The following is a 13,159-nucleotide window of genomic DNA, read 5'->3' as shown; positions in this document are numbered from 1 at the left end:
AAGAGAAGCTATCGTGGCGGCCTTCCAGGTCGGAGGCGTGAAACCGCCACAGCTTCCCGACGCGGTAGCCGGTGACACGACCGCACCGTGCAAGGCGTTGAAGGGTATTGGGGTGAATGCGAAGGATACCCTTGTCCCCGCGTAGCGCTCCGCTTCTTGCAACGCCACGTTCACGGCGTGACGATGTGCTTCCAGCAGCCTGTCATCGCCCCCGACGAGAGCTTGGACTGAGACAGACTTTGGAGCCGAAAACGTAAAGTCATAAAGCGACCGCGCCTTGCTTTCGACTTCGCCATCAGTAGCAATTCGATCCGCGCTATGGCGCGGACGAAGGAACTCACCTGTCTCGGGGTGGAGCCCCTCACGAACGGCTTCGAACTGCTCATGCGTGATCGTGCCATTCAGTCCGAGCAACTTCGCTCCCCGACCGTGCCACTCGGCATTGTCTTTTCCTAGTGACACCTATACTGAAATGATGACGCCCATCAGGTCTGGGGAATTGTCTCGGCGCTGCCGAGACAATCGCTCTGAGTCCATCCTTTGCCATCAGTCGCTTATCCTGTAGGGAGACCCGCAGAAAAGGTATCCCAGAATGTTCGAACAGGCTTTTAAGAAGATCGACGATATCCTCCGCAAAGATGCCGGTGTGTCGTCTGAACTTGATTATATTGAGCAGACCTCGTGGCTGCTTTTCCTCAAATACCTTGACGCCCTCGAACAGGATCGCGCACAGATCGCCGAATTGCACGTTTCTACTGGAAAAACCCTACCGCTGGCATTCATGGGCCACGCCCCTCAATGCAAGCGGTACTCTTGACCACAACAGCGCCCTAATCGGCGACGACCTCCGCGACTTCGTTGACCAAAAACTCTTTCCCTACCTGAAGGGCTTCAAACAGCGGGCAGACCGTCCCGACACCATCGAGTACAAGATTGGTGAGATCTTCGGCGAACTCAAAAACAAGTTCCAGTCTGGCTACAACCTCCGCGAAGTCATTGAGCTGGTCGATAAACCTCAAGTGTGATCCTACTGGTAGCGTGCTGCAAAAGCTCCTGAACGGTCTTTACATCTTCTCCATTTGCCTTCAGAAAAGTTCCGAAGGTATGGCGGAAGGTGTGCCAACCAATCCGTTTGTGAAATGCCGGCCTTTCGTGCCACAGGCCGGATGTAGCGCTTGATCAGATTGTCTGGCCAATAGGGTTGTTTTCCCTGCATGGTTTAACGCATAAGGAATTGCCGCAGCCATAGAATTAATGGATGGGAATTCTTAGCGATGTGAAGCCTGGCGACTGGCTAACCGTCAACGTTCGTGGCGTTAGCAAACTTGAAAAGGTGACTTCGACGTCGCAAGTGTCGGTCGTGACCGAGCACTATCGATTTGCGAAGAGCGGCATACAGTGGCCGGCAAAGACAGCGAGCATCTCAGCGCGGCCTGCGATGCCTGCTGAGATTGAGAAATGGCTTAGGTGGGTCGACGGTGAAGCTGGCGATTCGGGCGATCCGAAGTTTCGTGCTTGATGTTTGGCTCTTTGATACCGAACAGATATCCCATAAAATGAAAGATGACTTGAACACAAAGGATTTGGCCAGTCGCGCTTCCCAAAGCAATCAATCCCTGATCACTTTACTTTATGCGCCTTATAAAGCGACGCTCCAGTGAGACCATTCCTATTCCATCCGCATAAACTGAAACTTGTTGCTGAGAATCGCCTTCTGCCGCGTCGTCGCGAAGCCATACCACGCGCCCGGTATGCAAAATTCCTTTGGAAGCATGAGTTCCCTTCTTGCCTAGGTCTGCACACTCGTAGGGGACTGACTGTGTAAGAGCGTATTCGATCTTGAAATCCGGCGGTTTATCCATGACTTATCACTTCGGCCCGCGCTAACCGGTGTCAACATAGATGAAGATCAAAGGATCGGAGATGTGCGAAATAGTTATAAAGGCCACGAAGATTTCGCAGAAAATCTACACATTTCCGGTCGCGTCCGATAAGCCGGCTTGGCTATCCGAAATCTAGACGGGAAGGATGATCGGTCCACAACGAAAAGATGCTGGTCCGTCAGTGCCGGACAGAATGTTGGACGTTTAGGGCCACAACTTAGGTCAATCATGAAAGAGGTTCGATATCAACTTCCACATTGAGAGAGTGTTGGCCTCCTCCCGAAATAAGACCACGCAGAGGACTAACGTCGCCGTAATCCCTGCCCCAGGCCAGCGTGACATGGCCATCCGTTGGAGCGACATTGTTGGTAGGGTCCATATCAAGCCAACCTTCATCCAAACTATAGGCAGAGATCCAGGCATGGGATGCGTCTGCGCCAACCATGCGTGGTTTGCCGGGTGGCGGATAGGTGCGCAGATAGCCGCTCACATAACGAGCTGCCACATTGATTGAGCGCAGACAAGCAATCTCCACCTGCGCAAAATCCTGACAGACGCCGTGACGCTTTCTAAAGACTTCCTCGGGTGGAGTCCGGACGTTCGTCACTTTAGAGTCGAAGCGGAAGTCTCTATAGATTCGCGCGGTCAGTTCTATCAATGCTTCTCTCATGGGGCGTCCAGGCGTGAAGGATACGAGCGCGTATGCTGCGAATTCCTGATTGGGACGCACACGCGGCGATGCAAACCGGAACTGATATGCGGCCAGACTTTCCTCACTATGATTCTCTGCAAGGGGTCTGGCGGACATTTCCCATGGAGACGAAAAACTTGCCGGCGGTAGGGACTGCTTATCGATCTCGACTTCACTCTTTGCCTCGACGATGAGCTCTTTATGCGGCTCCTCTATGGCAAAAAAGGAACGGATGTTACCAAAGTAGTCTACCCGCTCGGTCAAAATCGACGGCGTAGGATGAATGCTTATCGTGTTCTTTACCAGTCTATTCTTCGAGAAAGATCGAGGCTTTAGGTATGCCACGTGGTCGCCGACTGAAACTGGCGCCGAGTAACGAAAGGTGGTCCGATGGCTAACGTTGTAGACCATTTCAGTCACTCCCCATTGTGATCGGCAAAGTACGTGCGTGACTGAAATAGTGGCTAGAAAGATTGTTCGACCAGGAGGGCAGGAGATTCTCCAGCCGGGCCAGAAACAGATCCACTTCCTCGTAACCGTCGGAAAGGTGAGAGCCTGCCTTGTTGATACGTTGTGTCATCGCCTGTAGATCAATTTGTCTCAATGAGACGACGGCATCCTCAATGGCCTGCAGATCGGTTGGCAGATTTCGCGGCAGCTTCGCGTAAAGTTCGGCGAGATGATCCAGTTGAAAGCCCAGCGAGCGAGGGTTATGCTCATCCGCCATGAGGACGTCAAGCACGGCGAGCGGCTGCAGGTTTGTGTAATAACGTGTGCGGTAAGTTACGGTACTGTCGGCTACCTCCAACAACCGCTCGAGATAAGCCCAGTTTTCGACGGCCAAAGGCTTGGTCACGTGGCGTAGCTCGTGTGTCAGGTAAATCGCGCGCTCAAGGCGGCGACCAAGACTCAGAAAGAGCCAGCCAGAACCGCGATTGATATTTTCCCGCTCCATTCCGGAAAACGCTGAAAGAAGCTCAAGGCACTTTGTAAGCATCGCCGAATAGCTCGTCAGGAATGTACCTTTATGGGCTTGGACCGAGCTGCGTAGTTGGCCCAGCAACGACATCATGTCTCCAGAGAGACGTTCGCGCACACTGTCGCCGATTCGCGATACTTCAGCCAGCGTTGCGGCCAAGCTGTCGGTTCGTTTTTGATCGGTTAATAAGGCGAGCAGCTCTCTTCGTAGCGCGTTGAAGCTCGTCCGCCCGCGCTTTCCTTCAGCAAGTCGAGCAGAGCGGGTTCCGAGACAAGCAGCGATACAAGTAAGACTCTCCAACTCTGAATCATCTGCAAGCTGAACCCTCGGGATAAGTGAGCGAATGATTCGTGCTTGGTTTTCAGCGCGCTCCACGTAGCGGCCCAGCCAGAATGTGTTATCGGCCACGCTGCTGGGCACTACCAGCGACGCGCGACGCAACTGCACGAGTTCGTTGCGAGGGGGCAGCATGCTGAAGGTATCGACTGGCCCGTCGGAAAGCACCCAGGCATCTTTGCTGTGGCCTCCCCGCTGCATAGACACTATTGAACCGCGGTCTTCGGCGACGCGCACCAGTCCTCCTGGAAATGCTACCCAACCGTGCCCAGTGTTCATGACATAGGTACGCAACACGACGCTTCGAGACTGCAGGGCTTCGTTCTCCCATACGGGCGCAGTCGAGAGTTGGACCTGTTCTTGCGCGACGTATTCATGTGGGCTGCTGCGCAGGCGCACTAGAAATTTCTTGTAGTCCGCTTCCGTCAGTTCTGAACCGAAAACGGGCTCCATCCCGACCGAAGAGAATGCCGGTTTTACGACAACTGATTGCAAATTATCGACGACCCAGTTCATAGCGCTCTCTTGCCCGCACCACCAGGTCGCGACCGACGGCAGTTTAAGTTCGTCACCGAGTAGGCGTCTCGCAAGGCCAGGAAGGAACGGCATGATGGCGGCCGATTCGACTACGCCGCTGCCGAGCGCATTCGCCACCTTGACATTGCCGGCGACCACAGCTTCGACAAGACCGGAAACTCCTAGCAGCGAATCACCACGCAATTCGAGCGGATCACAGAAGTCATCGTCCACCCGACGCAAGATGACATCGACCTGTTCAAGGCCGCCGACAGTCTTTATGAAGACAGACCGGTCTCGAACCGTGAGGTCTGCTCCTTCCACAAGCGTAAAACCAAGGTATTTTGCAAGATAGGAATGCTCGAAATAAGTCTCGTTGTGGGGGCCAGGCGTCAGCAGAACGATCCGAGGGTTGTTTCGTCCGGAGAGTTGCGCCAGCGCTTCGCGTTGTGCGCGGAAGAACGGTGCGAGCCGTTGTACATTGGAGTTGCGAAATAATTCAGGGAGAAGCTCGGACACGATCAGACGATTTTCCAACGCGTAGCCACTCCCGGAAGGGGCCTGTGTGCGATTGGCCAACACCCACCATTTCCCATCAGGAGATCGCGCGAGATCGACGGCCAACATGTGCAGATAACTCTCGCTGGGAACTCTAACACCAACAAGTGGACGGAGAAATGCGGGGTTGGCATAAAGCAGAGCGGCAGGAAGAAGGCCATCCTTTAGCAAGTTTTGCGAATGATAAATGTCTTCGAGAATGAGGCTGAGGAGTTGGGCCCGCTGAATAATACCAGCTTCGATGAGCCGCCACTCCGCGTCGGAAATCAACAGCGGGACCAGATCTATCTTCCACGGCCGGTGAGCACCCAGTGGATCGCCATACATGTTGTAGGTGATTCCGTTCTCACGGATCCGCTGCTCCGCTTGAGTCCAGCGGAAAGCCAACTCAGCAGGTCCGATCGATCGAAGGGAATCCATCAGCCCCGCCCAATGTGGGCGGGGCGTGATGCCATCCACGGATGACTCCTCGTAGGCCACGCCATAACGCAGTGGCGACTGGTAAAGATCACCAATCATGGATTCCTCACGTCTGCGGAACTCTGGCCAGCGGCACGAAACTCATCCACAGGCGCGGGCCAGCGGAGGTCCAGCGTCATTGGGAAGATCAGGTTATTTTCCAATTGTGGAGTCACCATGACGTACTTTGGCGGAGCTGTGATGACGAAGCGGCGCGAACGCCGCTCGCTGGCCTCGGCTGCATTAGCAGGGCGAGTGAGATGACGGGCCCCGTCAGGCTCGCTTACATAGTAACTGCATCGGCCCACGGAGCGTTCTTTCCAAGTATCGATTAGGTCAAATATTAAAGGAGCGTGAACCGGAATCGTCGGGTGCAGCGCGGCGGACAATCTGCGCGCACGATACCGAATGCCCGCAAGCGCCTCATCTTGTGTTTCCAGAGGATGGAGAGGCACTCTTCGCCCATTGCACGAGACGGCGTAACGAGACGCCACGGTGAGTCCCGTCACTTTCACCTGTATCCTTTCGAGCGAAGAATCCACGTTTCTGCCAGTTCCACTGGAGGTAGTTTCCTCTGCCAGCACATTCCACGGCTCCAGCGCCTGCCGCAGTTCGAGTCGCATGCCATCGACTTCGATCTCGCCCAGCTTCGGAAAACGGAACTCCAGGTGTGACGCGAACCACTTGTCAACGAACGGATACCCATTGCTGCGAAGGGTATCGAGTACGTCAATAAAATCGCGCTCAACAAAATGTGGCAACATAAATCGGTCATGGAGAGCAGTCCCCCAACGCAGCAGACTGCCTGTAAAAGGTTCTTTCCAGAAAAGCGCAAACAGTGCGCGCACGAGTAGTGTCTGAAGAAGTCCCATCCGATAGTGCGGAGGCATTTCAAAGGCGCGCAGCTCCAGCAATCCCAGCCGTAGACCTTGACCTGCGGGCGGGTAAAGCTTATCAATGCAGAACTCGGCCCGATGACTATTGCCGGTCACGTCCACGAGAAGATTACGGAATAGACCGTCTACAACGTCCGGCGGACATTCGGTAAGGGGAAGATGGCTAAACGCTACCTCGAGCTCGTATAGCGCATCGACCCTTGCTTCATCGACACGAGGGTATTGGCTTGTAGGACCCACGTACAGGCCTGCAAACAGGTAGGAAAGGGACGGATGGTTCTGCCAAAAGGAGAGCAGGCTGCGGAGCACGTCTGGGCGGCGCAGTATGGGACTATCCGCAAGGCTCGGGCCGCCTAACGTGATGTGGCTGCCTCCGCCGGTGGATCGATGAGTACCGTCGTAGCCAAACTTAGCTTCAATCAGCCCAACCTTCCGCGTTTCCTCTGCGAGCATTTCGCTATACGTTTCCAGTTCATCCCATTCCCTCGTGGGAGGCATATTGACCTCTAGCACGCCCGGATCAGGTGTCAGGCTGAACACTTGCATCCTCGGATCCGACGGCGCTGAATAGCCTTCGATCCAGATCGGCGTTTGAAGATGCTGGCTCGTCTCTTCCACGGCCGCCACCAGGTCAAGATAGTCTGCGAGTACCGAGACATACGGCAGAAAAACGTGCAGGCGACCCTCACGCGCCTGGACACAGAGCGATGGACGAATCAGTTCCTGCGCTGATGCCGCATCCTCTGAAATCGCCGGCAGTGGGTCAGGCCCAGGATCCTGACCGAACATCTCCGGTCGTCTCGTTACGGCTGAGGGTAGTTTTACCTTCCCGTCCTCATCGATCTCGTAGGAGAGAGTATCTGGTGCCACCCACGGCATCATTTCCAAAGGTATCCGGTAGCCGATCGGCGAGTCGCCAACAGACAAAGTAAACTTCTCCGGCCTCGGAAACCATAGCTGACTCGACCAGATGCGCGAGTCCCCAAGCTGACGGCGTCGCAATGGAAGTATGAATCCAGTCGCTTCTTCCTGCTCACTAAGAGGCTCCATTGCCGGCAAAATATTTTCTGGCTCAGCCCCGAGACGCCGACTCAGCGCCTGCAAAAATGCGTACGCTTGGGTGTTACCGTGGGCATCGTTTTTGCTTTCCAAAGCGAAGAGATCGACGTTCTCCCACACCGGGACACCGTCCTTGCGCGAGATGCAGTGAAATGCCCAACGTGGCATCTGCTCGCCCGGATACCATTTGCCTTGGCCAAAATGAAGTACTCCACCCGGCGCTGTACGTTGCCGGATGGAACGGATCAGTGTCAAGCCTGCGCTACGCTTTTGCGGACCCAGCGCCTCATGATGCCATTGGGCGCTCTCCGGCTCATCGAGGCCGACAAATGTTGGCTCGCCACCAATGGTAAGCCGCACGTCCTGTGCTTCCAGGTCACGGTCGATGTCATGTGCCAACCCTCGTATCTTGTTCCAATCGTGTTCGCTGAAGGGCGAGGCCAGGCTTGGTGTCTCATCCAACCTGCGAATTTTCATCCCGTAATGAAACTCGACGGCGGCAGGTTCAACAGTACCGCTGATAGGCGCAGCATCGCCGGGAGTTGTGCCGCAGGCGAGCGGAATGTGTCCCTCTGTCGTTAACAGGCCCGACGTCGGATCCATCCCAACCCATCCCGCTCCCGGCAGATAGACCTCAGCCCAGGCATGAAGTTCGGCCGAATCGGTCTTGCGCTCATCTTCCGCAGTGAGCCCCTCATCATCCCCTAGCTGAATGAGATATCCGGAGACAAAGCGGGCGGCGAATCCCAGTCGGCGGCATACCTGTACGAGTAGCCAGCTTGAGTCTCGACAAGAACCCGTACGCATCAACAGTGTCTGTTCGCAACTTTGAACCCCATGCTCCAGCCGGCTCGTGTATGCGACCTGATTGCGTATTCGGTCGTTCAGGCCAAGCAGGAAAGCTATGGTCGGCTGTGGGCCACGAACGCTTTCGACGAACGCGCTGAGCTGCGGTCCGGCAGGCTCGACGGACAGAAATGGCTCTAGATCCCTCGCTACCTCAGGTTTATAAGTGAATGGCACCATCTCGGCGTCAGGGTCTAGAAGAAAGGCGAAGGGATTCACCGGAATCAGGTCCGCAACCATATCCACAGTGACAGAGAATTCCGATGTCTTGCTCGGAAAGACAACCCGAGCTACATGATTCGTCAACGGATCAAACTGCCACGAGCGAGTGCTGTCGGTCGGCTTTATTTCCAATGAGTAGCTGAGAATGGGCGTGCGACAGTGAGGGGCAGGGCGCAGCCGAATCGTCTGCGGCCCCAGCGACACTGGCTGCTCATAGCGGTACCGAGATTCGTGGTGCACTGCTACTTTGGTTCCCATTTCACCCTCGTCCGGTTCTTCGGTCAGTCGTCTTGTTCGAGTCGTGCTGCCTTAGGTGGTTGCGGCTTGCGTCTGGATCGGACTGGCTTGGCTGGCGTTAGTCTGAGTTGGCGTGTTGGATTCGCTTTGGCTAATTGGGACTGCGACTGCATTGAGATCTTCGGGAAGTGGAACTCTGTTTCCCTCCCCATCTACTTCCCAGGAGTCAACATAAAAATAAGTCAGGTGAGTTGCGCCAAAGCTGGTTGTAATGGCTACGTCGGCCGCGTCTCTACCCGTGGCCATCAAAACTCTTCCCAGCCGCGGATAATTGTGGCGAGCATCCAGACTAATCCATTGTCCATCAAGGAAGACTTGATACCAGGCGCTGAAGTCGCCTGCGCCGGAACTGGGCCTTCGGATGTCGCCGATGTAACCTGTCACGTAGCGAGCGGGGATATTCTGGCATCGGGAAAGCGCTATCGCAAGATGTTGAAAATCTCGGCACACGCCCACGCGTTCAGTGAAGACGTCCATCGCCGTCTTGGTTGGCCGTGCGGCGTTGTAGTTAAAGATCACCTTTTCGTGAATCCTAGACGCTGGTCCTAATCTCTAAGTCGAATTATGTGAGATTTCATAGTTTAATGCATGCGCTGCGAATACGGGTGGAAGCGACTGTGACCTGCAGTCCGATTTTCGCCGTGCATTTACGAAAAATCTAGGCTTGAATAGCCACCACTGCTGTTCAAGCCTCGAACATACGCTCGAAACGGTTTAGAACTAAACATTCTAGAAACGCCTGGGATTGGAAAGCGTGCTCAGTAGCAAAACGTCGCGAACCATTGAACCTTGAGAGTTGAAAGCGCTTCGCCTCCCTCAGCGATGATCATGCAAATCAACCGGTGTCTCGGCATAGTGTTTCCGGGTTGCCGTCGTACTTAGATGGAGCGCTTTGCTAAGAGAGTGATCAGCGGCGAAGTTCAGCATCGCGGACACATCCTCTATCTCTTTGGGCATTCGTCTCAAGACATAGATCGAATGCAGTGCGAGCTTTGTTTGGAATTCCTGTATTATCGCCGCGGTAAATTTATAGAAGCCAGTGACTTATTGAAACAGGAAACCGGTGGCTACCAAGCGCGTCTTAAAGATAAACCTTCGCACCTGTAGAGGCGAAGCTACTTCGCTCTTATTTAATACCTTACGAAAAAAGAACACATCTGGGGTGGCTACACTACACTTTCACTTGCGCGGATCAAAAAGGCGAGCATCTCGGATATTCTTTGCACGTATTCAAAGTCCAGTTTGAAGAGGCTCTCAATTATGTCGATGCGTCGCCGTGATCTATTGAAGTCTATTGGAGGCGTTGGTTTGCTCGGCCTCGCAGCGCCTGTCGTTCGCGCACAGGAGCAGTTGGCACAGGCTACACGAGCCATGCCCACACCACGTATCAAAGATATCAGCGTCATTGAGTGCGCACCGGCTGGCGCGCGGCTAACGGTGGTGAAGATCACGACTGATCAGGACGGGCTATATGGCTATGGCTGCGCGACATTTACGCAGCGGGCCGACCTGGTGAAGCCGGCAGTAGAGCGGTATTTGAAGCCGTTTCTGTTAGGCAAGACGACGGACCGAATCGAGGACATCTGGCAGAGCTGTTATGACAGCTCTTACTGGAAAAATGGACCAGTGCTCAATAACGCGTTAAGCGGGGTCGACCAGGCGCTTTGGGATATCAAAGGACGACAGGCGGGAATGCCGGTGTACCAGTTGGCGGGAGGCAAGTGCCGCGAGGCCGTGGATTGTTACGCCCACGCGGACGGCCCGGAATTCGCAGATGTGGTGAGTGCGGCAAAAAAGTTTATGGCACAGGGCTTCCGCAATGTCCGTGTGCAAGTTGGACTGCCCGGGATGGCGGGCTATGGCTCAGCCCACGGAGAGGCTCCGCCACTGAAGGCACTACACGACAAACCATTGTTCGAACCGGCTTATCAGATGCGGCGCGCGCTAAAGCTGCTGGAAGTCTGCAGAACGGAATTGGGAGACGAGGTCGAGCTACTGCATGATATGCATGAGCGACTGACTCCAAACCAGGCGGTACAGTTCTGCAAAGAGGCGGAAAAGTTCCGGATGTTCTTTCTGGAGGACCCGCTTTCTCCGGAGGATAATGAATATTTCCACCAAATCCGCTCGCAATGCTCCACCCCGATTGCAATGGGCGAGCTTTTCAATAATCCTCATGAATGGCAACCGCTGATCGAGCAGAGGCTGATCGATTACATTCGAGTGCATGTGTCGCAAGCGGGCGGATTTTCACCCGCGCGAAAGATCGCGATTCTGGCCGAGCAGTATGGCGTGAAGACAGCATGGCATGGACCAGGAGATGTTTCGCCGGTAGGTCACATGGCGAACATAACACTTGATATCGTCAGCTATAACTTTGGCATCCAGGAGTACACGCCCTTCAATGCGGTAACACAGGAGATATTCAAAGGGTGTCCCGTGATGAAGGACGGCTATTTCTGGGTGAATGAGAAGCCGGGGTGGGGAATCGAGATCGACGAGAAGCTGGCGGCGAAATACCCGTTTATTGACAGTCCAAACCATTTAAATGGCGGCTGGGGCGAGATCCGTAGGCGGGATGGAACAGTGATCAAACAGTAGGATTCGCGGATTCAGAGTCTACCTGCTGAGTGTATTGACTGAGGATGCGCTCTGGGGCGAAAGCTCTGGCGAGCGGTGCTGTGGCGGGCAACTTATAAAATGATTGTCTGGATATCAAATAAGGCACGCGCAACCGATCATATCCGAGTAGCATGAAGTCGCGGAGCCGGAAGACATGAACAGACGAGAAATGTTGACCACCACGGGTGCTGCGACGCTTGCGGCACTCTGCATGCCGAAGCTGATGAAGGCCGAGGCTCCGGCGAGCCGGGTTGCAATCGTGCGCTGCCGCGATTACGCGCAATATGGGCAGCAACTATCGAGCGCGTTCGATCAGATCGGCGGCATCGAGAAGTTGGTGCGTGGAAAGACGGTTGCGCTCAAGCTAAATCTCACAGGGAATCCGAAGAACTTTCCACTGACGACCGACCTTCCTTATCGAACGAATCCACAATCAGTGGCGGCGACAGTGCATCTGTTTGCCAGGGCGGGTGCGCGGCGGGTTCGCATGATTGAAAGCTTTTTCCCGGCCGATCAGGATCTCTCGCTGTGGGCACGCTATGGCCTGGACATAAACGCGATTAACAATATGGGCATACCGGTGGTTTGGGAAAACGTGCAAAACCTGGGCAACTACAAGCAATATGTGCGCATGAAGGTGCCCTGGGGCGGGTACGCCTATCCCGCATATCACCTGAACCCGGCGTTCTATCAGTGCGACGTGTATGCTTCGATGGCGAAGCTGAAGAACCATTGGGTTGCAGGCGTGACCATGACGATGAAGAACAACTTCGGCAACACGCCCTGCTCGCTCTATGGCGGGGATTGCGGACCTAACGGGAACGAACGGCCGACGAAAGAGCGCGGAGCTGTGCTGCACGACGGAACGACGTCCGTGCCCGCAGGAGTAGATGCCGAGTTGCATCCTGATTCGCAGCGCGATCCGGGCTATCGGGTCCCCCGCGTTCTGGTTGATCAGAACGGTATCCGGCCAATTGATATCGCGATCGTGGATGGCGTCGAGACAGTGCGGGGAGGGGAAGGTCCGTGGCTTCCTGGCCTGGAAAAGATGACACCGGGCGTGATCATTGCCGGCCGCAACGCCGTCTGCGTGGATGCTGTCGGGATGGCAGTGATGGGCTACGATCCGTATGCGGAGCGCGGCACTTCTCCGTTCATCCGAGGCGACAACTCGCTGCGTCTCGCGGAAGAAGCCGGGATCGGAACACGGGTCCTGAAGCGTATCGAAGTAGTCGGACTTTCGATTAAGGACGCTCATATCAATTTCGGCCCCGGGGCCGTTGGTAAGAAGCTGAGCGAATTGAACTCATAATCGCACCCGGTGTGAAGCGGGTTGGGAGCGCTTGCTTACTCGCGCGTGCGGCACGCTCCATTGATGACTTGGATGTGTGGATGGCTGTGATCAGGTCTTTGACTGCATATTCCAGAATCCAGTCTGATTCTAAAAGACCGCGAATTCGCATGGGTAGGGCATTCGACCGCAATTACGGCACAAGCCAGGCCGTCATTCCGAAAGTCTGGGTCATTTCGCCCTGTATTTTACGATCTGATCAACCAATTCAACGCGAATACGTTTGGGATTATTGGTCGTTAAATCATTGTAATTAAAATACATAACACCGAGCGGTTATTAGGTCGAATTAGGATTACTAGCGCAACGCATCGACGCGATTTCGAAAGCATGGATGCGTTACAAAGCAGTCTTTCCCAAGAAAAGAAAACTAAAAAGACAACAGAGTAAAGCAGCCGAGGCAGCAGGCTGGCCACAGTCAGACGGAAGTAGTTGCAATTGCGG

Annotated in this window: 11 protein-coding genes and 1 pseudogene; 4 read left to right on the top strand and 8 right to left on the bottom strand. The window is 54.7% G+C overall.

Features of this window, described 5'->3' with window-relative positions:
* Both GSQ86_RS23865 and GSQ86_RS09210 read right to left on the bottom strand, forming a co-directional pair.
* A partial coding sequence (locus GSQ86_RS23865; RefSeq protein ID WP_371720542.1) for a helix-turn-helix domain-containing protein occupies positions 1 to 118 on the bottom strand: 118 nt, incomplete at its 3' end.
* 17 nt (positions 119 to 135) lie between these two features.
* Positions 136 to 462: pseudogene (locus GSQ86_RS09210) on the bottom strand (relaxase domain-containing protein); the annotation flags it as partial.
* A gap of 130 nt (positions 463 to 592) precedes the next feature.
* On the opposite strand from GSQ86_RS09210, the gene GSQ86_RS23025 reads away from it, so the two are divergent.
* Positions 593 to 817 (top strand): type I restriction-modification system subunit M N-terminal domain-containing protein, encoded by a 225-nt coding sequence (locus GSQ86_RS23025; protein WP_216841082.1) that lies wholly within the window; start codon positions 593 to 595, stop codon positions 815 to 817.
* A 13-nt stretch (positions 818 to 830) separates the two neighbouring features.
* Here the strand turns inward: GSQ86_RS23025 and GSQ86_RS23020 are convergent, their stop codons facing one another.
* Both GSQ86_RS23020 and GSQ86_RS23860 read right to left on the bottom strand, forming a co-directional pair.
* Positions 831 to 1,019 carry a hypothetical protein gene (locus GSQ86_RS23020; RefSeq protein WP_216841081.1) on the bottom strand — a complete coding sequence of 63 codons (189 nt, stop codon included), beginning with the start codon at positions 1,017 to 1,019 and terminating at the stop codon, positions 831 to 833.
* Positions 994 to 1,089: a hypothetical protein gene (locus GSQ86_RS23860; RefSeq protein WP_371720540.1), complete on the bottom strand. Its 96-nt coding sequence runs from the start codon at positions 1,087 to 1,089 to the stop codon at positions 994 to 996. Before GSQ86_RS23860 ends, GSQ86_RS23020 begins: the two co-directional genes overlap by 26 nt.
* Positions 1,090 to 1,258: 169 nt before the next feature.
* Here GSQ86_RS23860 and GSQ86_RS09195 point away from each other — a divergent pair, with 169 nt between their 5' ends.
* Positions 1,259 to 1,519 (top strand): hypothetical protein, encoded by a 261-nt coding sequence (locus GSQ86_RS09195; RefSeq protein WP_158749652.1) that lies wholly within the window; start codon positions 1,259 to 1,261, stop codon positions 1,517 to 1,519.
* 590 nt (positions 1,520 to 2,109) lie between these two features.
* Here the strand turns inward: GSQ86_RS09195 and GSQ86_RS09190 are convergent.
* The 4 genes from GSQ86_RS09190 to GSQ86_RS09175 are packed head-to-tail and all read right to left on the bottom strand — an operon-like array spanning position 2,110 to position 9,273.
* Positions 2,110 to 2,985 (bottom strand): transglutaminase family protein, encoded by an 876-nt coding sequence (locus GSQ86_RS09190; RefSeq protein WP_158749651.1) that lies wholly within the window; start codon positions 2,983 to 2,985, stop codon positions 2,110 to 2,112.
* 1 nt (position 2,986) lies between these two features.
* Positions 2,987 to 5,482 carry a circularly permuted type 2 ATP-grasp protein gene (locus tag GSQ86_RS09185; RefSeq protein ID WP_158749650.1) on the bottom strand — a complete coding sequence of 832 codons (2,496 nt, stop codon included), beginning with the start codon at positions 5,480 to 5,482 and terminating at the stop codon, positions 2,987 to 2,989.
* Positions 5,479 to 8,703 (bottom strand): transglutaminase family protein, encoded by a 3,225-nt coding sequence (locus GSQ86_RS09180; protein ID WP_158749649.1) that lies wholly within the window; start codon positions 8,701 to 8,703, stop codon positions 5,479 to 5,481. The genes GSQ86_RS09185 and GSQ86_RS09180 overlap by 4 nt, the downstream gene beginning before the upstream one ends.
* 51 nt (positions 8,704 to 8,754) lie before the next feature.
* On the bottom strand, positions 8,755 to 9,273 hold the full coding sequence (locus GSQ86_RS09175) for a transglutaminase family protein (RefSeq protein WP_256366827.1): 519 nt from the start codon (positions 9,271 to 9,273) through the stop codon (positions 8,755 to 8,757).
* A gap of 729 nt (positions 9,274 to 10,002) precedes the next feature.
* Here GSQ86_RS09175 and GSQ86_RS09170 point away from each other — a divergent pair.
* Positions 10,003 to 11,343 carry an enolase C-terminal domain-like protein gene (locus GSQ86_RS09170; protein ID WP_158749648.1) on the top strand — a complete coding sequence of 447 codons (1,341 nt, stop codon included), beginning with the start codon at positions 10,003 to 10,005 and terminating at the stop codon, positions 11,341 to 11,343.
* A 175-nt stretch (positions 11,344 to 11,518) separates the two neighbouring features.
* The gene (locus GSQ86_RS09165) at positions 11,519 to 12,676 is read left to right on the top strand and encodes a DUF362 domain-containing protein (RefSeq protein WP_158749647.1); all 1,158 of its coding nucleotides are present in this window, start codon (positions 11,519 to 11,521) and stop codon (positions 12,674 to 12,676) included.
* Positions 12,677 to 13,159: the final 483 nt, after the last annotated feature.

The organism is Acidobacterium sp. S8 (assembly GCF_009765985.1).
GTDB lineage: Bacteria > Acidobacteriota > Terriglobia > Terriglobales > Acidobacteriaceae > Alloacidobacterium.
The sequence above is the reverse complement of the archived record's forward strand: the minus strand, read 5'-3'. Positions and strand labels throughout refer to the sequence as shown.

Excerpts from the sequence above, each read along its gene's own strand:
- GSQ86_RS23025 (WP_216841082.1), top strand. The coding sequence starts at position 593 with ATGTTCGAACAGGCTTTTAAGAAGATCGACGATATCCTCCGCAAAGAT.
- GSQ86_RS09195 (WP_158749652.1), top strand. The coding sequence starts at position 1,259 with ATGGGAATTCTTAGCGATGTGAAGCCTGGCGACTGGCTAACCGTCAAC.
- GSQ86_RS09190 (WP_158749651.1), bottom strand. The coding sequence starts at position 2,985 with ATGGTCTACAACGTTAGCCATCGGACCACCTTTCGTTACTCGGCGCCA.
- GSQ86_RS09185 (WP_158749650.1), bottom strand. The coding sequence starts at position 5,482 with ATGATTGGTGATCTTTACCAGTCGCCACTGCGTTATGGCGTGGCCTAC.
- GSQ86_RS09180 (WP_158749649.1), bottom strand. The coding sequence starts at position 8,703 with ATGGGAACCAAAGTAGCAGTGCACCACGAATCTCGGTACCGCTATGAG.
- GSQ86_RS09170 (WP_158749648.1), top strand. The coding sequence starts at position 10,003 with ATGTCGATGCGTCGCCGTGATCTATTGAAGTCTATTGGAGGCGTTGGT.
- GSQ86_RS09165 (WP_158749647.1), top strand. The coding sequence starts at position 11,519 with ATGAACAGACGAGAAATGTTGACCACCACGGGTGCTGCGACGCTTGCG.